Origin of the sequence: Halobacillus kuroshimensis DSM 18393 (assembly GCF_000425705.1) — a bacterium.
Lineage (GTDB): Bacteria > Bacillota > Bacilli > Bacillales > Halobacillaceae > Halobacillus > Halobacillus kuroshimensis.
In genome coordinates this window covers 151,312-176,179 of record NZ_AUDY01000015.1, presented here as the reverse complement: position 1 = coordinate 176,179, position 24,868 = coordinate 151,312, and the positions used below count along the sequence as shown (strand labels likewise).

The 24,868-nt window shown below is 41.4% G+C and carries 24 protein-coding genes and 2 tRNA genes; 24 read left to right on the top strand and 2 right to left on the bottom strand.

From position 1 onward, the window contains the following. The 6 genes from H615_RS22205 to H615_RS0119175 all read left to right on the top strand — a co-directional run. On the top strand, positions 1–228 hold a 228-nt coding region (locus H615_RS22205; protein ID WP_027956655.1), incomplete at its 5' end, for an IS3 family transposase. Between the two features lie 125 nt (positions 229–353). After that, positions 354–1,964, top strand: a complete 1,611-nt coding sequence (locus H615_RS21915; protein WP_051254777.1) for a DUF262 domain-containing protein — start codon at positions 354–356, stop codon at positions 1,962–1,964. 792 nt (positions 1,965–2,756) lie between these two features. Further along, the gene (locus H615_RS0119190; RefSeq protein ID WP_027956653.1) at positions 2,757–3,584 is read left to right on the top strand and encodes a hypothetical protein; all 828 of its coding nucleotides are present in this window, start codon (positions 2,757–2,759) and stop codon (positions 3,582–3,584) included. 279 nt (positions 3,585–3,863) lie between these two features. Next, positions 3,864–4,550, top strand: a complete 687-nt coding sequence (locus H615_RS21910) for a hypothetical protein (RefSeq protein ID WP_051254776.1) — start codon at positions 3,864–3,866, stop codon at positions 4,548–4,550. 125 nt (positions 4,551–4,675) lie between these two features. After that, positions 4,676–4,757: transfer RNA gene (locus tag H615_RS0119180), tRNA-Leu, on the top strand. A 195-nt stretch (positions 4,758–4,952) separates the two neighbouring features. Continuing rightward, entirely contained in the window at positions 4,953–5,921 is a 969-nt protein-coding gene (locus tag H615_RS0119175; protein ID WP_027956652.1) for a tyrosine-type recombinase/integrase, read from the top strand. 445 nt (positions 5,922–6,366) lie between these two features. On the opposite strand, the gene H615_RS0119170 is transcribed toward H615_RS0119175, so the two are convergent. After that, entirely contained in the window at positions 6,367–6,678 is a 312-nt protein-coding gene (locus H615_RS0119170; RefSeq protein ID WP_027956651.1) for a GIY-YIG nuclease family protein, read from the bottom strand. 333 nt (positions 6,679–7,011) lie between these two features. Here H615_RS0119170 and H615_RS0119165 point away from each other — a divergent pair, with 333 nt between their 5' ends. From H615_RS0119165 to H615_RS0119065, 18 genes are all read left to right on the top strand, one after another. Next, positions 7,012–7,596 (top strand): recombinase family protein, encoded by a 585-nt coding sequence (locus tag H615_RS0119165; protein ID WP_027956650.1) that lies wholly within the window; start codon positions 7,012–7,014, stop codon positions 7,594–7,596. 1,588 nt (positions 7,597–9,184) lie between these two features. Further along, positions 9,185–9,661, top strand: a complete 477-nt coding sequence (locus tag H615_RS0119155; protein WP_027956648.1) for a helix-turn-helix domain-containing protein — start codon at positions 9,185–9,187, stop codon at positions 9,659–9,661. Beyond that, complete coding sequence (locus H615_RS22925; RefSeq protein WP_084163226.1) at positions 9,658–10,047, top strand: cysteine-rich VLP protein; 390 nt, start codon at positions 9,658–9,660, stop codon at positions 10,045–10,047. The genes H615_RS0119155 and H615_RS22925 overlap by 4 nt, the downstream gene beginning before the upstream one ends. A 137-nt stretch (positions 10,048–10,184) precedes the next feature. Further along, on the top strand, positions 10,185–10,901 hold the full coding sequence (locus tag H615_RS0119145; RefSeq protein WP_027956647.1) for a hypothetical protein: 717 nt from the start codon (positions 10,185–10,187) through the stop codon (positions 10,899–10,901). A gap of 422 nt (positions 10,902–11,323) precedes the next feature. Continuing rightward, entirely contained in the window at positions 11,324–12,586 is a 1,263-nt protein-coding gene (locus H615_RS0119140) for a hypothetical protein (RefSeq protein WP_027956646.1), read from the top strand. Between the two features lie 649 nt (positions 12,587–13,235). Beyond that, on the top strand, positions 13,236–14,012 hold the full coding sequence (locus tag H615_RS0119135; protein ID WP_211225380.1) for an SDR family NAD(P)-dependent oxidoreductase: 777 nt from the start codon (positions 13,236–13,238) through the stop codon (positions 14,010–14,012). A 105-nt stretch (positions 14,013–14,117) separates the two neighbouring features. Next, positions 14,118–14,459 (top strand): hypothetical protein, encoded by a 342-nt coding sequence (locus H615_RS0119130; protein ID WP_035532719.1) that lies wholly within the window; start codon positions 14,118–14,120, stop codon positions 14,457–14,459. 125 nt (positions 14,460–14,584) lie between these two features. Beyond that, positions 14,585–15,019, top strand: coding sequence for an endonuclease domain-containing protein (locus H615_RS0119125; RefSeq protein ID WP_027956643.1), 435 nt, complete (start codon positions 14,585–14,587; stop codon positions 15,017–15,019). A 145-nt stretch (positions 15,020–15,164) separates the two neighbouring features. Further along, positions 15,165–16,328, top strand: a complete 1,164-nt coding sequence (locus H615_RS0119120) for a TraB/GumN family protein (RefSeq protein WP_035532745.1) — start codon at positions 15,165–15,167, stop codon at positions 16,326–16,328. Positions 16,329–16,464: 136 nt separating this feature from the next. Continuing rightward, on the top strand, positions 16,465–16,983 hold the full coding sequence (locus H615_RS0119115) for a hypothetical protein (RefSeq protein WP_027956641.1): 519 nt from the start codon (positions 16,465–16,467) through the stop codon (positions 16,981–16,983). Between the two features lie 174 nt (positions 16,984–17,157). Next, positions 17,158–17,610, top strand: a complete 453-nt coding sequence (locus H615_RS0119110) for a hypothetical protein (protein WP_027956640.1) — start codon at positions 17,158–17,160, stop codon at positions 17,608–17,610. Between the two features lie 517 nt (positions 17,611–18,127). Then, positions 18,128–18,201: transfer RNA gene (locus tag H615_RS0119100), tRNA-Gly, on the top strand. A gap of 140 nt (positions 18,202–18,341) precedes the next feature. Continuing rightward, positions 18,342–20,051, top strand: coding sequence for an ABC-ATPase domain-containing protein (locus tag H615_RS0119095; protein ID WP_027956638.1), 1,710 nt, complete (start codon positions 18,342–18,344; stop codon positions 20,049–20,051). Between the two features lie 16 nt (positions 20,052–20,067). Continuing rightward, the gene (gene queG / locus H615_RS0119090; protein WP_027956637.1) at positions 20,068–21,198 is read left to right on the top strand and encodes a tRNA epoxyqueuosine(34) reductase QueG; all 1,131 of its coding nucleotides are present in this window, start codon (positions 20,068–20,070) and stop codon (positions 21,196–21,198) included. A 75-nt stretch (positions 21,199–21,273) separates the two neighbouring features. Then, positions 21,274–21,816 carry a methylated-DNA--[protein]-cysteine S-methyltransferase gene (locus tag H615_RS0119085; RefSeq protein ID WP_027956636.1) on the top strand — a complete coding sequence of 181 codons (543 nt, stop codon included), beginning with the start codon at positions 21,274–21,276 and terminating at the stop codon, positions 21,814–21,816. 68 nt (positions 21,817–21,884) lie between these two features. Then, positions 21,885–22,754: an amidase domain-containing protein gene (locus H615_RS0119080; protein WP_027956635.1), complete on the top strand. Its 870-nt coding sequence runs from the start codon at positions 21,885–21,887 to the stop codon at positions 22,752–22,754. A 51-nt stretch (positions 22,755–22,805) separates the two neighbouring features. After that, positions 22,806–23,282, top strand: a complete 477-nt coding sequence (locus H615_RS0119075; protein WP_027956634.1) for a tRNA (cytidine(34)-2'-O)-methyltransferase — start codon at positions 22,806–22,808, stop codon at positions 23,280–23,282. Between the two features lie 316 nt (positions 23,283–23,598). After that, entirely contained in the window at positions 23,599–23,859 is a 261-nt protein-coding gene (locus H615_RS0119065; RefSeq protein WP_027956633.1) for a hypothetical protein, read from the top strand. Positions 23,860–23,902: 43 nt separating this feature from the next. On the opposite strand, the gene lipA is transcribed toward H615_RS0119065, so the two are convergent. Beyond that, positions 23,903–24,847: a lipoyl synthase gene (gene lipA, locus H615_RS0119060; protein ID WP_027956632.1), complete on the bottom strand. Its 945-nt coding sequence runs from the start codon at positions 24,845–24,847 to the stop codon at positions 23,903–23,905. Positions 24,848–24,868: the final 21 nt, after the last annotated feature.

Below are 24,868 nucleotides of genomic sequence, written 5' to 3'. Positions count from 1 at the left end.
GGCCTTCTCCAGTCGATGTCTCGCAGAGGAAACTGTTGGGATAACGCCCCAATGGAATCATTCTTTGGTCATTTGAAAGATATGGTGGATCATAAAGCATGTGAGAGCTTTAACCAACTAAAAGAAGAAGTGAACAACTATATAAGTAAATATAATAACGAGAGATATCAGTGGAAGTTAAATAAGATGACCCCGGTACAATACCGAGGCCATCTCTTAGCTGCCTAAGGCTCTTTTTATAAACTGTCCATATTATGGGGTACAGTTCAAAAAAGCGGACTTCCGCTTTTTTTTATAGGTTAATTAGATTTTTGTGGTATTATTTACTTAAAATGTAAAAGGAGTGTGTGATAATGAAATCCTATAAACATGACCCTAAGCCAGAAATTCTTAGAATTGAAGAGTTGATAATTAAAGTGAAAAGCGGAGATATAAAGTTGCCGAAATTCCAGAGACCTTTTGTGTGGAAAAAAGGTGATATATTAGCTTTACTAGATAGCATTTACAACAGGTATCCCATTGGAAGTATATTGTTGTGGCTAACTAAAGAGAAGTTAGCAAGCGAACGAATGATTGGTGATTTAGAAATTAATGAAAGGTCTGAAGAATATCCAACCAATTATTTACTAGATGGTCAGCAAAGGTTATCAACTTTATGTGGTGCTTTATATTGGGATGGGGAAAATCCAAGAAGTATGTGGAATATAGCTTTCGATTTAGATAAGGAAGTCTTTGTATACCCTGAGGGTGAAGAAAGAGTGGAGTATTTTCCTTTAAATAAGCTACTTGGCACTTTTGATTTTTTAAATCAATGTAAAAGGTTTGAAGGGCATAAAAAACAAGGTAAATACGAACAAAAAGCACAAGCTTTATTGCAGTCTATTAAAGATTATAAAATAGCTGCTGTCACAATAGGAGATATGAAAGTTAATGAAGTCGCCCCTGTATTTGAACGCATTAATAGTACAGGAAGAAGGCTTACAATGGTGGACCTAATGAGAGCTGCAACGTGGAGCGGAGAATTTGATTTAAGCGATAGCATTAGTTCTATAAGGGAGTCTTTAAGTGATAAAAATTTTGAAGGCGTAGGGGAAATAGAAATTTTGAGAAATATATCCTCGGCAAACGGCCACGGCTTTAATAAAGATGATATAAACAGGTTAAGAGATTATGAATCCTCTGTCCTTAAAGAAGCATCAGATAAATGTAAAACCGCTTATGAACACGCCGTGGATTTTGTGACAAGTGAACTACCCATCAGTTCTAACTCTTATTTACCATACTCAATTCAATTGACATTTATGGTGGAATTTTTCAATTTAAATCCTAACCCCACACTTATGCAAAGAGAAGAACTAAAAAAATGGTTTTGGAAAGTTGCGTTAAGTAGATACTTTGCTTCCTTTAATACAGCTCAGATTACAATAGACTTACAGCAAATTAGAAAGTTTGCATTAGATGAAATTAGTGAATTAGAAGTTACTAAACCTATAGATTATGACAAATTTGTTAGTGAAAACTTTAGGTTAAACAAAGCCAGCAGTAAAACTTTTGCCTTGTTATTAGCAGAGAAACAACCTTTGAGTTTATTAGATGGCTCAAAAATAAACACAGATAGAGCGTTAGCTGTGGTAAATAGGCATGAATATCATCATATATTCCCTAAGGACTTCTTGAAATCATCAGGTATTAGTAACATTGACCCTCATGCAAATATTTGCTTATTAAGTATGGGCAATAACAGAACAATATCAAATTCACGACCTTCAATTTATTTCAGTGAATTAGAAAACCTGCTGGGAGACAGATTGGAAGAGGTATTAAAGAGTAACTATATAGATAATGAGGCTTATATAGCTGCAATAGATGAGGATTATGAAAAGTTTTTACAAGCTAGGTCTAAACTTTTAAAGGGTGCAGCAATGAATTTAAGCGCAGATTTTAGAGGCTCTTTCAATAAATAATGTTTGTACAGTAATCTAACTGGGTCTCTTCTGATAGATATATTGGGGGTATTAATTTTAGTTAGTGTAACACTTTTTCATTGTTATTATACCGAAAAAATTAATACTTATTGTAAGCAATGGTTCTAAACCCCTTAATAACAACGGTTTCAAATTCTCTAGTAATAACAGATCATCATTTCTATACTAGATAAAGATTTGGAGTGTAGAAATGATGATCAAGATTGAGGAATACATAATGATTAGAGAACTATTTCAAAGGGTTAGTCAATCACAGCTATCTTTAAAGAGACTGGCTTTGACCCAAAAACCATTAGGAAGTACAAAAACTCTGAAGAGATACCAAGGTTGAAGAAAGTACCTAGTAAAGGTAGTAAGCAAGACCCATTTAAAGGTTACTTAGAGAATCGTATGAAAGAATGTACCACGTACTGTAGGACTGATGAGAATGGTGAGTGGTATAGATTTATGCAAGAACAAAGTCTTACGGAGGGTATTGAATTGGAGCTTAAGAAAATGTCATAAGAATAGGCGGTGGCTTTTATAGTCACCGTTTTTTTATTTGACAGCACTTTAGAAACTCATGAGAAAATCTGCGAAACGAAAGTAAAAATATGTTTTCGAATATGATATTTTTGCATGAAACACTACACAAAGCGAATGATATTTTTATCTGTGTGAGTGGATTTAAACCTAGTAAAATCATAAATGCGATTCAAATAATACAAACTATATTTCTATGGAACTTATTGGTATAATAAGTTGTGTGAAAAAATAGAAAGAGGTGATTGGTTGGGGATAAAAAAGAAAGTAAAAGAAGATTACAAGCTTAGTTTTTGGATTGGTGTATTATCCCTGATTTTAGTAGGCAATATTTTAATCCTAGTGACTCAACTCACAGATAACGAGTTATTAATATCACTACTAAACAATATTTCTTCTGCTCTAATAATAACTGGTGTATTTGGTCTAATAAACGAATTTCTACTAAAAGAAAAGCTGGTTGGACTGATTTTAAACAAACTCAAATTAAAAGAAAACATTGAAAAAACAGGGATTAATGAAGTGTTCTTAAATGTCAGGGATATTGATTACCGATATTTATTGAAAAATTCAAACAGAAAGATAGATATCTGTCATATTTATGGAAGGACTTGGACTAATTATAATAGTGATTCATTAAGAGAGCGATTACTACATTCGAATTGTGAAATAAGGGTTATTTTACTTTCACCTGAATCGGATTTTGTTAAAGGTTTAGCTGAGCTTTATGGGCGTGAAGAAGATGAATTAAGAAAAACTATGTACGAAGTGCAGTCCATATGGAGAACCCTCTATCATGAAAAGAAAAAAGTAAAGAAGAAAAGAACACAAAGTAGTATTAGAGTGTATATATCTAATTCATTTCCAGCTCATTCCATCTATCGTTTCGACGATAAAATATTACAAGTACAATCGAAATTAACCAAGGGGAAGTCTAGCAATCTTCCTTCAATATTATGTGAAAACACTCATAAAACCGATGAGTTATACAACGTGTATCTTAATGAAATCGAAAAAATTATTATGGAATCCGAGGAATTGGACTTAGATAGTGAAAAAGAAAAGCAAACAGGATAAATGAAATGTAAGTTTTATTTGAAAATTAAAGCAATTAAAGATATTGGTAACATGGCAGCTCATGGTGATGATGTGTAATTTGAGAAAAAGCTTGAGTAGACTATGTTTAAGTTTATGAATAAAATACTTGAATAAGTTTATATACTGCCTACTGAGATGGATAAAGCAAGAGTGGATATCGAAAAACTCTCTATCTCTATTGAGAGCTAGTAAATGAGGATTTAAGAGCTTTCTATATCAAACTAAGTACCAAAATTAATACTTAGGGGGCGCTAAAAAATGTTTGTAGATGATATTTATTTGTCACCCAACCATAAAATTGAAGACGGTATTCAATTATTTAATAATTTATCGCCTGACAGTGATAAAGAGGATTGGAAGAAGGCAATTGATATATTTATTGACAGGATACAAGGTAGGTATTTAGATATTATCCATAAACTTGAAAGTGTATGTTCTCAAGATGAAAGTGTAAAAAACGGATTTAGTATAATGGCTCTAAACTGTTTGCTTATAGAAACTCTAGAACAGTTTTATAGGGGATGGAAGGATTCAAAAAATAGAAGTAAAGAATCATTCATATCTTTTTTAACTCAAAGTCCATACTTCAACGGTACATCAAAAATCTCACTTAAGGAATTTGGTCAATCTTTTGATGCTAACTATGCTGAAATTTTTTATACTGAAGTTAGGTGTGGTATCTTACATCAAGCAGAAACAAAAGGGAATGTCATGTTAACCTATTACGGTCAGTCTTTAGTTGATGATACAACTAACAACGACTGGATATTATTTGATGTTGGACGTTTTACAAAAGCCTTGGATAAAGAGTTCAAAAGATATATCGATAGGCTTAGAGATGACAAACAAAGGGATGTAAGAGAGTGTTTTTGTAGGAAATGGAGATACATTATAGCAAGGGCAGAAGCGATAAAAAATACAACATCTTACCAAGTCGCAAAGTAATTAACAATAATTGTATTGCTTGAATATATGTTAAAAGTCTGATTTAATGACTCTACGGTTTCAATAATCGTATGGACAACAATAACATTAGCATTGATTTAACATCGGCTAAACCCTGTGTTCATGCCGGTGTGGCGGAATTGGCAGACGCGCACGACTCAAAATCGTGTTCCTCACGGAGTGCCGGTTCGACCCCGGCCACCGGTACTAAATGAAAACCTATGAACGTTGTTATAGCGCTGATTCCTTCGAAAGAGGGAACGGCGCTATTTCTTTTTTACCGAGAATTTGGACGACTTCCTATTAAAAGAATCGTACGCACTTGTTTTACGAACCGTTCTCGAGTGGTTCGCACTACCTTTAGCGCATCTAACGGTGAAGATTATCGTTGGAGGTATGAAAATGGGACGGAGAAGTAATAAACTACAGGCGGAAGATTTAACACCCAAAAAGCAAAAGCACGTACCTGGAGCAGAGGACTTTGATTCTGCGCTGCACCTTTTTATCCGGGATTGTAAGATTCGAAATCTGAGCGATCACACGATTAAGTATTATCGTAATGAACTAATAGGTTTTAGAAACATCTTAGAAGATCAAAAGATCAGTACTAATCCCGATAAGATTAAACTTTCAATGATTAAGGAGAACGTAATCCTTTATATGATGGAAAGCCTTAAAAGGAAAGATGTAACTATAAATTCAAAGCTAAGAGCTATACGTGCATTCTTCAATTTTCTCTATCAAGAAACTTATATTATCCATAACCCAGTTGAAAATCTCTCTTTAATCAAACAAAAGAAGACGATTATAGATACCTTTAGTAGAGATCAGATGCGTTTGATATTAGCTCAACCAGACCAAACAACATTTACAGGTATGAGGGATTATACGATTCTTCTTTTTCTTCTTGAAACGGGTGTCAGGGCACGGGAACTGGTATCAGTGAAAATTGACGATATTAATTGGCAAGATAGCGTTATAAAGATAGACGGTAAGGGATATAAGGAAAGGCATGTACCTATTCAGAGTTTAATGAAGAAGCAACTTCGAAAGTACGTTACTGTACGAGGCAATTTAGATAGTGATGCTCTTTTTGTGACGATAGACAATACGCCACTTACGAAAAGGCAGCTTCAAAACAGAATTGCATTGTTCGGAAGAAAAGCTAAAATCGAAGGGGTGCGTTGTAGTCCGCATACATTTCGCCATACTTTCGCAAAGATGTCCGTTCAAAATGGAGCCGATGTTTTTCATTTACAAGCAGTTTTAGGACACACGAGCCTAGATATGGTGCGTAATTATGTGAATCTATTCAGTCGGGATGTTTTTGAGGGACATCGAATATTCTCTCCTGTAGAAAAACTATTATAATCATGAGTAGGTCGAGTATCTTTAAAGGTGCTCGACTTTTTTATAAGTAATATACGAGGTCAAATAAGTGATTTGTGCGTTAATAAGATAATTAATTAGAAAAACAAAGTTTAATTATCCCAAACGCCCACCAAGGCAGTATTTTCATTTGGAATTATCCAGTGTATATCATTCACATTTGTTTACCATATACGGTATATAGATACTTTACTGATACAAATGATACATTTTCTTGATTTTGTTGTAGGTTTGCAAAAAACAGTTACATAAGGGTTATTTTGGAAGAGCATTCAAAACTCAGGGGGGTGCTATAGATAATCTCGCAAGGTTAGGAATTGCGAGGTGAAATGGGAGGCGGGACTTCGGGGGATAGGAGTACTACACCACCTAGTACTACAGAGTGAAAACGATATTTGATAAATTATTTACGCATTTGTCTTTCTGTTTAATCCTCTCTTTTTAAAGAGTAAGGCTCTTTGTGTGAGACTATGCGCTTGTTATATAATGGATTAAGTTTTCCTATAAGGTACATTTCTAAGTAGTTGGGATACTTTGTTTCAATAATTTCAATTCTCTCTACTTCATCCATAAAAGTTGTGCTGCTGAAATGGTTATACATTCTCTTTCGAAAACAAATGGTACTTCCAACATATAATGGCACATCGTATTTTCCATAGAATATATAAGATGCACTTACACCTAATTTATATTCACGGACTTTAAAGGGAGTTTCTTTTTTACTAAAAGGTATTAACATTGCTCATATACACCTCCAAATATTTCTGTATTAATTATATCCTTCTATATAATTCCGGGAATAAATAAGTTGAGAACTAGATTGAAAAAAGCCTCCACATGATATTTGCGGAGGCGAGACATTGAGATGTAGGTTAATTATACATAAAAATACAAGATGTGAAAAGTTTGTAACTTTGTAACTGTATGACTACACCTATACGGTAACGATTTTTACAAAATAGAAAAGACGATAATAGCAAGGGTTTGCGGCTATATCTCTTGTTACCGTTTGACTGTTACCGAAATTGGGTGTATCTTAAGATCATCTAAATAGTAACGGAGGAGACAAAACATGAGAACAATCGCATACATACGAGTGTCATCCGAGGGACAAAACGTAGCTCGACAAAAGAAAGCGCTCAAAGAAGAAGGCTGTGAAGTCTTTTACGAAGAAAAGGTATCAGGAAAGAATACTGACCGACGGCAGCTTTTGAAGATGATTGAGGACCTCAATGAAGGGGATGTCGTAGTAGTACATGAAATATCGAGACTTTCCCGATCTGTAAAGGACTTACTTGAGATTGTCGAAAGCATCAAAGATAAGGGAGCGAGCCTTAAGTCGCTAAACGAAACATGGTTAGATACAACCGATGATAACCCGATGAATGAATTCCTTTTGAATATTTTTGGTAGTCTTGCTCAACTCGAAAGAGGGCTAACGCTCAAACGCCAACGTGAAGGGATAGAGATTGCGAAAAAGGAAGGCAAGTATCGAGGCCGCAAAACGGAAGTCTCTCTTGACGGTAAAAAGGCCGACAAAGCTGCTCAGGCTATCGCATGGCACAAGGAAGGGAAATCAGTGCGTTATATATGTAAGACGCTTTCCATCGGCACAGGCACGTTATATAGACTACTTGAGCGAGAAGGCATAAGGTAATAAGCGAATACTTACTTATGATAGGCGACATGACTGCGGTCCTTGTCGTCTTTTTTATACATCTGGTTTATGTAATAAGACATTATCTCATAGGTTCATATGCCGCAGTATACCCATAGGTACTCCTGATTCCTATCCTCAAATACTAGAACGGTGGAAAGTTGCATGCAGGCTCGTAGGTAGTCCGGTGTATTGCGATATCAAAGGTCTAATGCTCCGAGCTCTATGGTCTGGAAGTGAGCTAGAAAGTTCTCAAGCCTTTTATGTTTGCATTCTTATTCTTTCCTTCATTGGTTTCAACAAAGGAAAAGTAAACGTGGTAAAACTGAAAGGACTTCTCAAATGATTTTCTAATCTAGTCTAAATCATTTTAAAGATCAGAAATTAACTACTATCAAAGTCCTCCCCCTTGGATGTTTCTCCTTGCGCTTTGAGCACGTAAATAGTAAGTTGTGATCCCCCAAAGCAGGACCCACATCAAGTCAACAACTCGTCTTTATAAATTGGACGTTGTATTTTTGAACTCAATAGCTAAGTCTTTGAAACCAAACGACAACTTCTTCTGACATCTACTCTACCTGATATAACCAGTGAAACAATTTGAAGCCAACAGCACATAATCTCGACATGTAAACTAGCACTTGAGGGACGGTATCAACACATTATCCGAATGGAGCTTTCTAATCAATGTGACCTCAAAAATTTTTAGCAAAAAAATATTATCGATGTATAAAACCCACATTTAAAACGACGATAAAACTCCGAAAGAATTCATACAAATGCCCCTCTTTGAAAGATATAACTCGAAACACCTTAGCAGAAACAACTATACTACTTTAAAAAGTAAATGACCTTCTCTTTAATTTGTAAAGGCCTCCTATTTAAATAATACAGTAGCCCTCTTTAAGAAATAAAGGTTACTAAGATTTACTTATTAAGATTTACATATTTAGATTTAAATACTAATTACACAATATATTCTTCGAATACTTGTGTTACGCATCAGGATATAAATGCTTAGAGTAAAGTGAAAAATAAAGGAAAAAGTTCATAATTAACTGCACTCAGCAATACAAAAAAGAGTGGCTTCGCCATCTATAAGAAGGGAAAAGGTGAGTACCTCATACGAATAATCTTCCTCCTTGAAAGAGAGTTCGATCTCGTCTTTTCCTAATAATCAAATATGAGGTATGTACCGTTTTTATAAACGGATGCGCTTACTAGATTGAAGCGAGGTTTTGGTCGTCCTCGTTTGACATAGTGTTGGAGCTACTAATATTTGTGGCTCCTTTTCTTTTTGCAAAGTAAGTGCGGTAAACGACCAAACAAGAAAAAAGGAGGGGTTAAGTTTTGAATAGGTATACAGTCAAGCTCATTCGATCTCATTACGGAGAAACGCAAAGGGTGTTTGCCAAACGCTTGGGAATATCGATTTCGTACCTCGAAAAGCTTGAGATAGGAAGTAGAAGTGTCAGTGAAAATGTAGAGGCGAAAATCTTGGCAAAATGCGATTTAACAAGCCAAAGAATTCAAGACCTAAAAGATCATTCAAAAGTAATCGAAAGGTAGAGAGGAGTATAGGAACAGTATGTCAATCAATGCAAAAAACGACCGCTCTAATGTAGTAAACAAACAGGATCTAGGCGGAGCTACATTTACTCCGCAATTACGTGATTTAAACAAGTATCTATTCATAGATGGATTCTCAAAGACTACACTTTGCGTGTATAACGAGATCGTCTACCTATTCAACACGAATGAGGGAGTAGCATTTCCAAGTTACAATTACTTCCTTAGAGAGTTAAACATAACTTCGGCTACAGTGTCGAAAGCTATTAAAAAGTTAGTCAGAGTAAAGCTGGTTGGAAAGATGAGTGATAAAGGGCAGAGGAATCTCTATCTCCCTTATTATCCGCTAGATGAGGAGGAGTTTAAAAGAGCATTCCCTATTGCGTCAAACAAACGTGAAGCGACGATAGCGAAATCGAAAAGAAAAAGTAAAACAGATAAGGAGCGATTAGAAAATTATCAAAAGAAGATCGAAAAAGCTGAAGAGGAGGAATGACGATGCTGGATCGAACTACTTACGCAAATGTAAAGCGACTCGTCAAACGAAGCTGCGCAAACTACTCGAATAGTAGATGTTTACATTACGACACACAGTGCGACTATGAGAGTCGATTCGGCCATGCCATCTCATGCGATTATTTCGAGAAAAGCGTGTTACCGAATGATGACGTTCTCGAAGCAAGATACAAGAAAGCTCACGGCATTAACTATCAAGACGATCTGGAAGAGTCGAAGAACATTCGCAAGTGTTTGGATTGTTCCGAGGTGTTCTTTCGTAAAAGTAATCGACAAACCCGATGTAGTGAATGCCAACGCAACGCTAATCGTAAAGCGAAAGCCGAAAGAATGCGAAAGTATAGAGAAAAAGCGAGTAATATGTAGACAGTATAGGGAGCTGGAATCCGCTCTATAACAAGCTTCAGGTACTATACAAATGAAGGTGGAGACCTATAACACTCTCAATGCAGATATAGGCATTCAAAAGTGTCTACAAATATACAAAGGTGAGGCGATCAATAATGAGAGAGAAACTACAAAGAGCTCAAGAACTTATGCAAGGGAATACGATTCTTTTCAAGGAAGTAATCGATGAATACAGAGAAAAGAGATCAGAAGTAAATCGAAATACCGAGCTATCTGCATCAGGGAAAGAAAAAGCTCTTCAACGTCTATCTAAGGAATACGAGAAGAAATCAATGAAAATTGCGAAGCAGCTTAAGCAGGAGCGGAACGACCTAGCATCTGATGCGAAAAAGGAGGCGGAGAAGATTCTTACTTCGCAGCTACCGGATGTAAATGAACAAAAGCGAAAAATATTCTCGCAACGAGTAGACAATCTGGAAGCTCGAGTATTATTCGCAACAACTCCAGATAACGCAATAGTAGCACTAGGGGAGCTCGCAAAAGCAGCCGAGGAGCCAACGCTTGCTTACGAACTAAAACCGAAAGTCATGCAATTATCGCAGAGTATTCTAGGAACAATTACGGATTCTAACGAAGCAATCTCAACTCGTAAAGAGCTCGGGCAAATGTACGAGGAGCTTTCGGAAAAAGCAAAACCGGAGGGGAGTCAAGAGGCTAACGATACTATTGAAGCGGCCAACTCCATTATGAGCGCAGGTCTAGTAGGAGAGGCCGTGAGAAATGCTTTGCGTGAAGTAAGCGTAATGACTTCGAGTATGATCGATCAGCCACAGGAGTATTTTGGTAAGTATGACTTGCAAACTAATGAGTAGGAACTCCGTAAAGCATACATAAGGCGACCAAAAAGGTCGTCTTTTTCTTATTTCAATAAAATTGGACCATTTATTGATTTGATTGTGCTTATAAACATAGTCAAAACACTTTGGATAGGTGAAAATAGGAAGAAAGTATAAAAGTTATAGTTATAAAAGAAGAAGAAGCGAACAAAAAATCAATATAGAAAAGTCAACTCATCTTTACATAAGAAAGAGTTAAATAATAGTTTACGAGGTGTTTTTAACTCCGCTTAAAGAAAAACCATATGATGACCTACCCCAAGTTATGCCTATTGTAGAATTAAATCAAAAGTAATATAGTTATTGCGTCCTAAATAGAAAGAGTACATTTTTTCATTGAAACATTTTAAATATGATATTATTTGTATGGAATATATTGAAAAAATGGAGGTATTTATGTGCAGTTAGACTTTGAAAAATGGTTTTATGGAAAAAATTTTCCTAGAGAAGCAATAAATCAATTTAAAGAATCCGTGATATGTTTTAAAGCTTCTGCTTATAGAGCATCCCTGTTGATGTCTTATTTAGGCTTTCAATTGGTGCTTAAAGAGAGAATTTTAACTGCGGAAAAGCCAGATAACATTGAACGTGAACAATCGTGGGAAGCTATAAAGAAAAACTTACGTAAAGAAGATAAATGGGATGAAGAAGTAAATGAGTGCATTAAGAAAAGTGACGATAAAAAAAGAATATTTATTATATCTGAAGACTTAAGGAATCAAGCAAAGTATTGGAAATATAGGAGGAATGATTGTGCCCATTCTAAGCCAAATCAAATTGATGCCTCACACGTAGAATCATTTTGGCTTTTTTTAAGATCTAACATTGATAAATTTGTAGTCGGCGGGAGCATGGAAGCATTATTAACAAGAATAGACAAGCATTTTGATTCGAATTTTACTAGCAACACAGCTAGTCATAGCATACTTGTTGAAGAAATACCTAAAACAATCTTAGAAGAGGATATTGAAAAGTTTTATATGGAGCTAACCAATATATTTGAAAGCCACTTCATTTATCCATTGGTTGCACAAAGAGCACTTGAGTTTTGGAATGAGCTAATAAGGTTAGAAGGAGCTGTTGGGCAGAAAGCAATTGAATTTATTAAACATGAATCTCTTCTCGAAATTGAGTTTTTAAGTGAATACCCTGAGAGGACGGCAGTCTTTTATGAATGTGACTCCCCCGAAGTTAGAAACCTTTGGAGATCAAAGATACATAGGGGGAATTATGTACTTTTAAATATCTTTATAAGCCTTTGCCGAAATGGGTTAATAAAAAAAGAGAAAGAAGAGGCACTTGAATACTTAGTGGTTAATATAAAACAAACCAGTTTGCTTGAGGAGTGGATCAGTCCACTTAAAGAAATTGGATTTTTCAAAAAATATAAAGACTTAGTGTTTGCTAATGAAGGACCTTTACTTAATCAGTTTGATTGGGGCAATAACTCTTATTGGGGTATTGGTGATTTTCTTGATCAAATAGGTCTTGATTCACAAGTTGTTTTAGTTATAAATAATACATTCAGCACAACGTATTATCCATTTAAAATGCAAAAAGCAATTAAAGAGTACTTTGATCGAAAAGAAGGTGAAAAAGAAGATTACAAAAATATATGTGAACAATTATCTATCGAACCAGCTGAGAATTTAGGCTTTTAATTCTATTGATGTACTATGTGTTCAATCCAATCTTACTCAATTTATATGTCAGGGAGTAAATGTGATGTATAGCTAGAACTTAGTAAAAACAACCTATATTGAATAAAAGTAATGCTTCTGAATAATCTTGACTCATTTAAGGAATTCTTATAACATAAGACATACTGTTAGATGCGTAAGACTATTAATGCGTATAATTCATAAGATCGGTTGATACCTCGAAAGAAATCGAGTTGTACGAACCGTTACGAATATTACGCACTACATCACGTTAAAGAATAGCGTTATGACAACCATCAAAGGTTTTGAATACGAAGTAGGCTCGTGAAGCCGACTCAAAATCGTGTTCCTCACGGAGTGCCGGTTCGACCCCGGCCACCGGTACTAAATAGCTTGAATGAAAGACGATATCTACTTATTGTAAATATCGTCTTTTTTGTATGGTTTCCTAATCATAAAGGAACTCTTCCAGTCTAGTACACTTCCTTTTGCTTACATCCCGGAACGTTATACACTGGATATCATAAGAAAGACTCTCTCTCCGTTTGAATATTTCAGGAGGAAATGCTGAATCTAATCAGGTGGTTCCATTCCCGATGGATTAGGGAATGGGAGGAGTACGGATCGTTATTGAAGGAGGAAGATGGTAATGAAGATCGTAGTCACAGGTGCAACAGATGGCATCGGCCTTGCGACAGTAAAACGACTCGTCAAGGAAGGTCATGAGGTGCTTCTGCACGGCCGCAGCGCAGAGAAACTGGCTGACGTAGCCAACGAGCTGGGGAATGAAGAGATCGATCAGTATGTGGCTGATTTGTCTTCAATGAGTGAGGTAAGAAGGTTTGCAAAGGAAGTCGCAGCCAACCATGATTACCTGGACGTTCTAATCAACAATGCAGGCGTATACAATGCCTCGGAGCCTGTCACGGCCGAAGGACTGGACATTCGTTTTGCCGTGAATACATTGGCTCCCTATGAGCTGACAAAAGCACTCCTTCCGCTTATGGATGCTTCAAGCCGTATCGTGAATTTATCGTCGGCTGCGCAGTCGACGGTGGATGAGCAGGCTCTTTACGGGAAGAAGAAGCTTGCTGATGGAGAGGCGTATGCGCAGAGTAAGCTGGCGCTGACGATGTGGACGTATGAAATGGCCCGGCGGGTGGAGCCTGTTGTGGTTGCTGTGAATCCTATGTCCCTTCTGGGCAGCAAAATGGTGAAAAAGGCCTTTGGAACAGAAGGACGCGATATCAACATTGGTGCAGATATTTTGTGCCGGGCGGCCTTGTCTGATGAATTTGCAAATGCCTCAGGGAAATATTATGATAACGACATCGGATCGTTCGGTAAACCGCATCCGGATGCGCGTAATCTGGACAAGTGTGAAGCTCTTGTCAAACAGTTGGAAGAGATCGCAGCGAGTGTATAAACAACAGGTGTCCGGCGTGAAGCCGGGCACCTGTTCTATTCTCTCGTTTTCTTCCTGGTAGAAACGGGTAAACCTATGGATAGAGAATGTGAAGGAGGAATAGACGTGGGTCAAAACGCAGATTTAATTCACCACTATACAGAGTTTGCTTCATTTGAAGCCGAAGGGCTGCAAAAAGGGGAAATTGATTTTCCTGAGTTTGAAAAGGTCTTGAATGACTACATATTGAGCCAGCCGAAAGAGACGATGGAGTTCAAGGAGTGCTGGGTGTATAAAGAGCAGGATGGACTGCGGACGGTACGTGTTGATTTTTATGATCACAATTTGAAAAATGATATCCGTCTGTGGGGATCCAGAAATCCGGAGGACGGTCAGGTGAAAAGCTTGAACGTGGATGCTTTGGATGTGTCAACGAACGAAGTGGTTTATGAACGTAAACTGATGTAAGGAAAAAGAAGACCGATGCTGTCATGAAGACCGCATCGGTTTTTTATATGCCGAAGACGGACAATCATGCCTCTTTAGGAATAAAAAGGGGGGATAGATGGATAGAATAGTAATGGGTGATAAACATGACGAATTCTACACTTTTTCCTACACTGTTGTTCTTTCTATTTCTATTGTTCTCGTTTGGACTTATTTTTTTAGGTCGCCGTCAGGCTGAAGAAAATCAGCTGGTTGAAAAGGAAGTGTCTAAGAAGGCGCTGGCAGAAAAGCTTCACAGCGAATTGTCCAAGTATGGGCTGCACCCACAGCAGTACTATCAGGAAGGGGAATTCATTATCGATATGGCTTTTCCTGAATTGAAAATTGCGATCGAAGCTGTGGAGCACGAGTATTTGGTATCTCCTGATGAGTGGGAGATGGAATGGGAAAGGGATGCCTTTTTGAAAAATCACGGGTGGACCGTACTGAGGTTCAGTGCGGCACGTATTGAAGAGGATATTTCGAGGATTGCGGAGAAAATCAGCAGGGAGCTGGCCGGCCGGCATCATGCAGGATTTTGAATAGGACGAAAAGATCGAGTCAGAGAGGCCTCTGGCTTTTTCTTTTTGTTAAAAAGGTCAGAATCTTTGATACAATGGAGAGGGTCCTGTTTCTGTAGGAAACAGGCAGGAGGGCGAGTACTTGGTAAAGGAAGGTTTGACAGCTATGGAAGATAACTTGACCAGATTAACGATAGAAGGAAAAGAATATATCCTGATCGGCACGGCTCACGTCTCCAGACAAAGTGCGGAGCAGGTGAAGCAGGTCATTGAACAGGAACAGCCGGATGCTGTCTGTGTGGAGCTGGACGAACAGCGTTACCAGTCTATCAGGGACGGTGACCGGTGGAAGAATACGGATATCTTTGAAGTGATTAAAAGTAAAAAAGCGACGCTGTTATTAGTGAACCTCGCTGTTTCATCTTTTCAGAAGCGGATGGCGAAGCAGTTTGGCATTCAGCCGGGTCAGGAAATGATCCAGGGGATTGAATCTGCGGAAGACGCTGGGGCTGAGCTGGTGCTCGCCGACCGGAACATTCAGGTGACATTCTCCCGGATTTGGGGCAATCTTGGCTGGAGTGGAAAGTCGAAGCTCTTAATGTCGATCTTCTATGGCATTTTCAGCAATGACAAAATTTCTGAGGAAGAGCTGGAGAAAATGAAGTCCCAGGATATGCTGGATGGGATGCTTCAGGATTTGACCGATCATTTCCCGGACTTGAAGAAGCCGTTGATTGATGAGCGGGATCAGTACCTCGCACAGAAAATCAAGGATGCGCCCGGAGAGAAAGTGGTTGCTGTACTCGGAGCGGCCCACGTGCCCGGGATTAAGAAAGAGATTTATAACGATCATGATTTGAAAGCGTTGAAAAAGCGGCCGCCTAAGTCAAAAGCGCCGAAAATCATCGGATGGTCGATCCCAATATTAATATTATCGATTATTTTATATACATTCCTCTCCAATCCAGCCGCGGGTACCCAGCAGACGATCAGCTGGATCCTTTGGAACGGGTCGTTTTCAGCGATAGGAGCAGCGGCAGCTTTGGCACACCCGCTCGCCGTTGTGGCCGCATTTTTACTTGCGCCGATTACATCGCTGAACCCTCTCCTTGCGGCCGGCTGGTTTGCCGGGATTGTACAAGCCTATTTCCGACGGCCGAATGTGGGGGACTTTGAATCCCTTTCCGATGATGTCACGACGGTAAAAGGCTTCTGGCAGAACAAAGTAACGAGAATTCTGCTTGTTGTCGTGCTTGCAAATCTGGGAAGTACGCTTGGGACCGTCATTGGTGGAGCTGATGTGATCCGTTTATTTATTGAAAACCTGTAAAAGAGAAGTCTATGACAGACTTCTCTTTTTTTGTGCTCATTTACAGTATTTTCAACGAATGTTACAATTAGATGACGTGTGTTTGTCGGAAAAATATAAATTCAGAGAAAATATGCGCAATAAGGAATGAGAGGATATGAGCAGGTTTGTAAAGGGAACATCGATTCTTGGGATTGCACTCCTTGGTTTTGGTGTGTGGCAGCTGACAGAGATGGATCGGGAGAATCATGGGGAAGCGGAAAGTGCCCAGACGATTATTCAACAGGATCAAAGCTATGAGAAGGTTTTTATTGAACAGGAAGACGAAGAAGAGGAGAACCGTCCGGATTATGAACGCGTGGATAATCAGATGCTCCGAACGATTGAAGACAATGACGAAATGAAAGAACTCGTATCCGGCCTTGGTAAAGGGGTAACGGAGGATTTGAATGATCTGGAAGCGGAAACGGAAGAGCAGTGGAAAACAATTGAAGAAGATACAAAGCAGAAGAAGCAGATGTTGAAGCGGTTGATTGAGCTTACGGATGATAAGAAGATTGAGCAGATTGCTTCCAGTGCTGAGGCCAAACTGGACCGGATGATGGAGGATAAGAAAATCGACTTTTATAAAGAAGCTGTCCTTTCCTTCCAATTGATTTCCGAGCGGTTGTCTTAAGATTGGCTGTCAGGTAAGAGCGAGCCTCCTCACGTTTTGTCGAAATCGTGAATCATTGGAATGAGTCATCATCAATGACATGGTAATTTTTGTTTATTTTGCCGTTTTTCCGTTTTTCATGGTGATAAAACGGGGATGTGGAGAATGTAAAACAAATAAGGAGGTTCTTCATTTATGTCCATTGCTGTAAAAGATAGGTTGAGTACAGACAAGCTTAGTAAACTGAGAACGGCCGCTGTTTTGGAGTTTACCGAGGAAATCTTCGAGTCAGACAATTACCGCTGCCTGGAAGTTCTGGATTCGGATCAGCAGCACCTGTTTATTGTGAACAGAAATGACCGCACGCTGACAGCCTTAAGCTTATCGCCGGATATGTCATTGAAAAAGGAAACGTTGTTTGCGGACAAGATCATTTCTATGAAGGAGTACTTCGACGATTACAGCCTCAATGAAAACACACCTCCTAGAAAAATTGAAATCGTATTTATGGAAAACCGGACAGTGCTCATTGAACCCGTCAGTTCCATGGAGCAGGATGAGGAGTACAAGAAAAACGATGTCGCTGCCCAAGTGAATGAGGATTTTGAAAACTTGATCGCTGCTTTGAAGAACACGTTGATTCTATAAGTCAGACGGATGAAGAGCCATTAATATGGCTCTTCTTTTTATTTGTCATACATAAAGGCGGCACGTCCGGGGACAATAAGAAGACCCCGGCAGTAGATGCGCCAGAATACTTCTTCAGATGCAGCTTTCCTCCCGCACACATCCTCGTCCATCAGGATTGTGGAGGTGATTGAGATGAATACAACCGATCTGTTTGAGCTGTTTAAACTCTTCATTGACTCCCTGCATTTCACCGCTTTTCTCGTATTTTCCATCATCTACGTCTTCCAGCATAAGCAGAAGGATTAGTTCCAGACGGACTGCTTCACCCGGCAGTCTGCTTTTTCATGTATAAAAAAGACCCCATCCGGGTATAGTAGGCCTATCAGGCTTTTAAACTATAACCCCATAACATTGTAAAGCTGCTATTAAGATTTCGACAAAAAAACGTAAAAATCATGTTGCATCGATAGAATTCGGATGTTATCATAACAAATATAGATGAGGGAAGTTGTACGGACAACTTAGCTCTTTATATGCGGGTGTAGTTTAGTGGTAAAACCTCAGCCTTCCAAGCTGATGATGAGGGTTCGATTCCCTTCACCCGCTCCATTCACTATTGTGATGCATTTATTTTTTATACTTATGTGAACCAACGCAGTGTTTCGTTAAATGGGTAACGAAGCATTGCGTTTTTTAATGCGGAAAAATGGATACAACCTATAATAGAACGAAGACAGGAGGATGCCGGAATGAAAAAACTTCAAACGATGCTGAAGCAGATCGACGGAAAGAGTTACAAAGGATATAAGCAGATTCAAGGGACGTACAGTTTTGAGGATTATACGCTTCATATAGACTATGTGCAGGGAGATCCATTTGCGGCTCCATCGAAAATCAGGATACAGGTGCCTCAAAGCAGGCGCCCTGTTCCTGCCGAATATAAAGAGACGAAGAGTCGAAAAACGTACGCAGAAGATACCTTTGCGAGAGCGGCAGCGGATACGATTAAGAAAACCCAGTTCAGTGTGAAGGGATCAGGAAAAAGCGGAATGGTCGCCATCGATCAGCCGGGGCAGGAAATTTTAGAGCGGACAGCGGTTACCCTGATGCCTGAAGACATCATCATCTGCCTGACGGTCGGCCTGCCCGCAAATGGTCGGCGCATTAATGGAAAGCAGGCAGAAAAGCTGTTTTTCTCTGTGATTCCGGAAATGCTGAAGCAGTCTGTGTTTACTGTCAAAGACAGCGAGCTGGAGGAAGTTTGTCAGCTTGCCGATCAGCACGATGCCCTTTTAGTGACGATGCGTGAAAACGGCTGGATGTCCTTCGTGGCAGACGGGGCGGTTCTTCCAAGGGAGAGCGGAGTGAGCCAGCGTCCGATGAAAAAAGCCGTTCCCTTTGAAAGCCCTGAGGAGAACCGTGTTTCCATTGCTATCCCTCATCGTCAGGAGCCGCTGACAGGGATGGCCTTGAAAAAGGGGATTGTCCTCATCGTTGGTGGTGGGTACCATGGTAAAAGTACCCTCTTGAATGCCATCGAGCGCGGGGTGTATCCTCACATTAAAGGGGATGGACGTGAATATGTCCTGACAGATCCGGACAGTGTGAAAGTAAGAGCAGAAGATGGACGTCAGGTTACCAAGGTGGATATTTCGCCGTTTATTAAAAATCTTCCGCACGGAACGGACACGACGGCTTTTTCTACGGAAAACGCGAGCGGAAGCACCTCCCAGGCGGCCAACGTTATGGAGGCGCTTGAGGCTGGGGCACGCACACTGCTGATCGATGAAGATACCAGTGCCACCAACTTCATGATCCGTGATGAGCGGATGCAGGAGCTTGTCGTACAGGAAAAAGAACCGATCACGCCGTTCATTGATAAAATCAGACAGATGAGAAACGATCTTGATGTTTCTACGATTCTCGTCATGGGAGGTTCCGGCGACTACTTCCAGGCAGCGGATGACGTTATCATGATGGATCAGTATGTCCCGGTCAACGTCACGCAGAAAGCGAAAGAGATTGCCGGGAAGTATCCGTCAGAAAGACAAACGGCCGGAGAAGAACGCTTCGGCAGCGTTCCACAGCGTGCCTTTCTTCCGAATACGCTGCAGACGAGAAAAGGGAAGAAGGAAAAAGTCCAGGCTAAAGGACTGTTCAAGCTGCTGATGGGTCATGAAGATATCGACCTTTCCGGTGTAGAACAACTGGTCGATGCCTCACAGACACGTCTGATTGCCGATATCCTTCTGCATCTGGATAAAAAAGGCCGGCTGAAGGCTGAGCAGAGTCTGCCGGAACTTCTGGATCATATTGAAAAACAGCTGGACACGAAAGGCCTCGCTTCCTTCGGTCCGTTTAAAGACCAGCATCCAGGGGAGCTGGCCAGACCAAGAAGATTTGAAATCGCAGCAGCTATGAACCGGATTCGGACAGCTGCCGTGAAAGATATCCGTTAGAAAGGAGAACGTCCGGGTGGATTTTCATCAGTTTAAAGAAGAAGTGATCACCTACAGCAGAGAAATCGGCATCGATAAAATCGGATTTGCTTCTGCTGATGTGTTCGGAGAATTGAAAGCCCGTTTGAAACGCCAGCAGGAACTCGGATACCAGTCCGGTTTCGAAAAGGGGGAGGTGGACGAGCGGACCGAGCCCGGCCGCCTTCTGCCGGGCGCACAGTCGATTATTTCCATTGCTCTTGCGTATCCTTCGAAAATGAAAGATGCACCGCGCAGTGTGAAGGGAGAACGGCGGGGAATTTTCTGCCGAGCCTCCTGGGGACAGGACTATCACGATGTGCTGCGGGACCGGCTGCACAAACTCGGTGCTTTCATAAAAGAGAGGTTTCCGGAGGTGGAACTGAAATCCATGGTGGATACAGGGGAGCTCTCTGATCGTGCTGTAGCGGAGCGTGCAGGGATTGGGTTCAGTGGAAAGAATTGTGCCGTGATCACTCCGGAGTTTGGTTCATATGTATATTTAGGAGAACTTGTAACGAATATTCCTTTTGCTCCCGATGAGCCGGTGGATGACAGCTGTGGTGACTGCAACATTTGTGTGGACGCCTGCCCGACCGGAGCCCTCGTCCAGGGCGGCCAGTTGAATGCTCAGCGCTGTATCGCCTTTTTAACGCAGACGAAGGGTTTTCTGCCTGATGAGTTCCGCACAGTGATTGGCAACCGTCTCTATGGCTGCGACACGTGCCAGACCGTCTGTCCAAAGAACCGGAAGAAAGATTTTCATAATCATGAAGAATTCGAGCCGGATCCGGAGGTTGTCAAGCCGAAGCTTACACCGCTGTTGTCCATTTCCAATCGGGAGTTCAAAGAGAAATTCGGGTTCATTTCCGGCTCGTGGCGGGGTAAAAAGCCGATTCAGAGGAATGCGATTCTGGCGCTTGCTCATTATCGTGACGAAACGTCCGTTGATGAATTGATCCGTTTAATGAATCACGACCCAAGGCCGGTCATACGCGGAACCGCCGCGTGGGGACTCGGGAAAATCGGCCGTCCCGATTGTTTTGAGGCCATTGAGAAAGCGATGGAAAAGGAAGAAGATGAACAGGTCTTGTATGAAATGGAAAAAGGGCTGCAATTTCAAACGTAATCAACTCCTGTACCTTTTCAATCCACTAGAGCTCTAGTATAATAGAAAAAACTGTTAATAAAGAAGGGGTTGGCTATGAACCATCATTCTTTTCTATATTACGACACGTTTCAAACTCCTTTGGGGGCTATGACTGTTCTGGCCAATGATGAAGGAGTCTGCCGCATTGATTTTGGTCACCATGAAGATCGACTCCCAGCCTATCAATCTTGGAAAAGGAAGCATTTTCTAAAAGGTGAACTGGTTTATGACCCCGATCATTCATTGATTGTTCAGACAGAAAAAGAACTGCAGGAATACTTCCAGGGGATCCGCACAGCGTTTGATGTTCCGCTCAACTGTTACGGAACAGATTTCCAGCGGAAAGTGTGGAAGACACTGCTGCACCAAATCCCGTTTGGTGAAACACGATCCTACAAGGATGTAGCCTTAGCGCTGCATTCTCCGCAGGCAATCCGTGCTGTTGGAGGGGCCGTGAATAAAAACCCTTTCTCTGTCATCGTGCCGTGCCACCGTGTCATTGGAAGCAACGGAAAGCTCGTCGGTTATGCCGGCGGACTGGACAAAAAAGAAAAACTGCTGGATTTTGAAAAACAGCATACAGCTATACAACATTAAAAGTCCCTGCGGGGGCTTTTTTTCATGGCCTGACGCCCCCTTCATATACTGAAGGAGGGGGGAAGCGGATGAATAGCACGGAGGAAATCAAGCGTTACTGGCAGAAAGTGCTGGACCGGGTTTTCGATCAGGAGGAAGAAGGATGGTTAAAGCGGAAAATAGAGGGCATGGAAGCGCGTGATCACAAGCTCCAGCGGATGACTTTCCGCATTTATCCTTATCACAGGAAGGCTTATGATCACGTGGTGGATGTTGCTTATGACCTGCATTTGACCATGCTTGTAAAAAGTGGGCGCCATGTTTTTTTAGAAGAAGGGTTCTACACAGGTCGTGGACAGTGGACCAAAGGGAAGTGGGTTCATCACGAAGTCGTAACGGAGATTCCGGCATCCGGGGATTCTTCTTTGCCTTTGACCTTCGAGATGGGGGAGAGAGAGCCGGTGGATGATCCGCGCTTCGACTACAACCGTCGGGAGGCAGTGCGGTATGCTGACCGTTGGTGGGACAGCTACAACCCGGCTTATAAAAAGTTTGAAGTCGATTGTACCAATTATGTTTCCCAATGTCTGCGGGCCGGCGGTGCCCCGATGAGGGGAGCCGGGGACCGGACGCGTGGGTGGTGGTACGGGAATGGAACGTGGAGCTACAGCTGGACCGTGGCTCATGCACTGCGCTGGTATTTAAGCGGATCGCGTAAAGGCTTGAAAGCTGTGGAAGTATCCTCCGCGGATCAGCTCGCGCCGGGGGATGTCATCTGTTATGACTTTCAAGGAAACGGGCGGTATGATCATAATACTTTTGTTGTGAAAAAGGATGCCCAGGGGATGCCGCTGGTCAACGCTCATACATCAAACAGCCGGCACCGCTACTGGGCCTACGAGGACTCTACCGCTTACACGCCGGATATTCAGTATAAATTTTTCAGAATTAACGGGTGATCGATATGGTATAATGGTCTGGTTGACTACGATTAGACTGAGGTGAAAGTGATGCCTAACCATATTGTCCTTTTCCAGCCGGAGATTCCGGCCAATACCGGAAATATCGGGCGGACCTGTGTGGCGACAAATAGTGAACTGCATCTGATCCGGCCGCTCGGTTTCTCGACTGATGATAAAATGGTGCGCCGCGCGGGTCTGGATTACTGGCCCAAACTGACGGTCCATTACTATGACTCGATAGAAGAGTTGTATGAGAAATATCCAGAAGGCGAGTTCTACTACATTGAAAACTTCGGAACGAAATCGTATGCTGATTTTGATTTCAGTGATGCGGAAAAAGATCAGCTGTTTGTTTTCGGACGAGAGAGTGACGGCATACCGAAGGAGCTCTTAACAGGCCTTGAAGACCGCTGCCTCCGGATTCCTATGACCGGCGAGGTCCGCTCGTTGAACTTATCCAATACTGCATCGATCATTTTGTTCAATGCTTTACTGCAGCAGGGTTTTCCTGGATTAATCAAATAAGGCATGAAAAAACGCACCCCATGGGGTGCGTTTTTTTACTTTCTTGGCCCTGGCTTCGTATCATATCCAGCTGAGAAGATAGCTGTCAAAAATGCGAGGCAGACGAGAATAATCAAGGTTACATTCATGAATAGTCCTCCTTTTCTAGCCAGACAAGCGTTTCTTGTTTAAGTATACCCCATTTTATTCGAGGTGTGAATGGGCTTACAGTTAATTTTATCCTATCCCAGGTGACAGATGCCTATACGATGGCCGGGCTGGTGACATAGAGTGAAGAGTAGGTGAATAACCACAGGAATGGATAGGAGGAGAACGAGTGAATCAGTACCCATATGCTTATCCTTATGGAATAGAAGAAGACTATCGGAATGAAGAAGAGCGTTTCTTCTTTTTCGGCCCCTTTGCCGGTGGGTTACTGGGTGGCTTTTTAGGCGGTGCCCTGGCTCCTGGTTTGTATGGAGGATTTGGCGGCGGCGGCGGTTATGGCTATCCACCTCCTTATTACGGACGCCCGCCTTATTATGGAGGCGGAGGCGGAGGCTATTACGGCCGTCCCCCGTACGGAGGTTTCTGGTAATCAATAAATCCCCTTCTCCTTAATCAGGAGAAGGGGATTTTGTTTAGAAGTTCGTCGTGTCGAGTTCTTTCCCTTGGGACTCATAGCCCTGCATGTACTTGATCCGTCGCTGGGCGGAGGTGCTGTTCACCTGTTCATCCGCATGGTAGGAGGAGCGGACCATCGGGCCTGCCTCACAGTGCTTGAATCCTTTTTCAAGGGCAATCTGCTTCAGTTCCTCGAATTCGTCTGGATGGTAGTAGCGTTCCACATTCAAGTGTTTTTTCGTCGGCTGCAGGTACTGGCCGATGGTCATGATGTCTACGTTATGAGCAAGCAGATCATCCATTGCTTCGATGATTTCCTCTTTCGTCTCGCCAAGACCGACCATCAGGCTGGACTTCGTCGGTGTATTCGGACGGATTTCCTTCACACGGCGGAGCAGTTCAAGAGAACGGTCATACATGGCGCGTGCACGGACTTTCTTCGTCAGACGGCGGACGGTTTCAATATTGTGGTTGAAAATATCCGGCTCACCCTCCATCAAGGTATGCAGGCTTTCATAATCACCTTTCATATCAGAAGGAAGAATTTCTACCGTGCATCCCGGTACCCGGCGGCGGATCGCCTTCACCGTTTCACCGAATACAGCAGCACCGCCGTCATTCAAGTCATCACGGGCAACCGCTGTAACAACGACGTGTTTCAGTCCCATGATTTCAACGGATTCCGCAACACGCTCCGGCTCGCCCCAGTCAAGTTCGTTCGGCAGCCCGGTCTTAACGGCACAGAAGCGGCATCCGCGTGTACATGTATCACCCAGGATCATGAAGGTAGCGGTTTTCCGTTCACTCCAGCATTCGTGGATGTTCGGGCAGCGGGCTTCCTCGCACACCGTGTTCAATTTCTTTTCGCGCATCAGTTTTTTCAGGCCTGTGTAGGACTTATTGGTGTTGATCTTGATTTTCAGCCATTCCGGCTTTCTTATGTATTCTTGGTTTTTACTCACGTTCACCACTCCTTATCCCGC

Excerpts from the sequence above, each read along its gene's own strand:
- H615_RS21915 (WP_051254777.1), top strand. The coding sequence starts at position 354 with ATGAAATCCTATAAACATGACCCTAAGCCAGAAATTCTTAGAATTGAA.
- H615_RS21910 (WP_051254776.1), top strand. The coding sequence starts at position 3,864 with ATGTTTGTAGATGATATTTATTTGTCACCCAACCATAAAATTGAAGAC.
- H615_RS0119175 (WP_027956652.1), top strand. The coding sequence starts at position 4,953 with ATGGGACGGAGAAGTAATAAACTACAGGCGGAAGATTTAACACCCAAA.
- H615_RS0119170 (WP_027956651.1), bottom strand. The coding sequence starts at position 6,678 with ATGTTAATACCTTTTAGTAAAAAAGAAACTCCCTTTAAAGTCCGTGAA.
- H615_RS0119165 (WP_027956650.1), top strand. The coding sequence starts at position 7,012 with ATGAGAACAATCGCATACATACGAGTGTCATCCGAGGGACAAAACGTA.
- H615_RS0119155 (WP_027956648.1), top strand. The coding sequence starts at position 9,185 with ATGTCAATCAATGCAAAAAACGACCGCTCTAATGTAGTAAACAAACAG.
- H615_RS22925 (WP_084163226.1), top strand. The coding sequence starts at position 9,658 with ATGACGATGCTGGATCGAACTACTTACGCAAATGTAAAGCGACTCGTC.
- H615_RS0119145 (WP_027956647.1), top strand. The coding sequence starts at position 10,185 with ATGAGAGAGAAACTACAAAGAGCTCAAGAACTTATGCAAGGGAATACG.
- H615_RS0119135 (WP_211225380.1), top strand. The coding sequence starts at position 13,236 with ATGAAGATCGTAGTCACAGGTGCAACAGATGGCATCGGCCTTGCGACA.
- H615_RS0119125 (WP_027956643.1), top strand. The coding sequence starts at position 14,585 with ATGACGAATTCTACACTTTTTCCTACACTGTTGTTCTTTCTATTTCTA.
- H615_RS0119120 (WP_035532745.1), top strand. The coding sequence starts at position 15,165 with ATGGAAGATAACTTGACCAGATTAACGATAGAAGGAAAAGAATATATC.
- H615_RS0119115 (WP_027956641.1), top strand. The coding sequence starts at position 16,465 with ATGAGCAGGTTTGTAAAGGGAACATCGATTCTTGGGATTGCACTCCTT.
- H615_RS0119110 (WP_027956640.1), top strand. The coding sequence starts at position 17,158 with ATGTCCATTGCTGTAAAAGATAGGTTGAGTACAGACAAGCTTAGTAAA.
- H615_RS0119095 (WP_027956638.1), top strand. The coding sequence starts at position 18,342 with ATGAAAAAACTTCAAACGATGCTGAAGCAGATCGACGGAAAGAGTTAC.
- H615_RS0119085 (WP_027956636.1), top strand. The coding sequence starts at position 21,274 with ATGAACCATCATTCTTTTCTATATTACGACACGTTTCAAACTCCTTTG.
- H615_RS0119080 (WP_027956635.1), top strand. The coding sequence starts at position 21,885 with ATGAATAGCACGGAGGAAATCAAGCGTTACTGGCAGAAAGTGCTGGAC.
- H615_RS0119075 (WP_027956634.1), top strand. The coding sequence starts at position 22,806 with ATGCCTAACCATATTGTCCTTTTCCAGCCGGAGATTCCGGCCAATACC.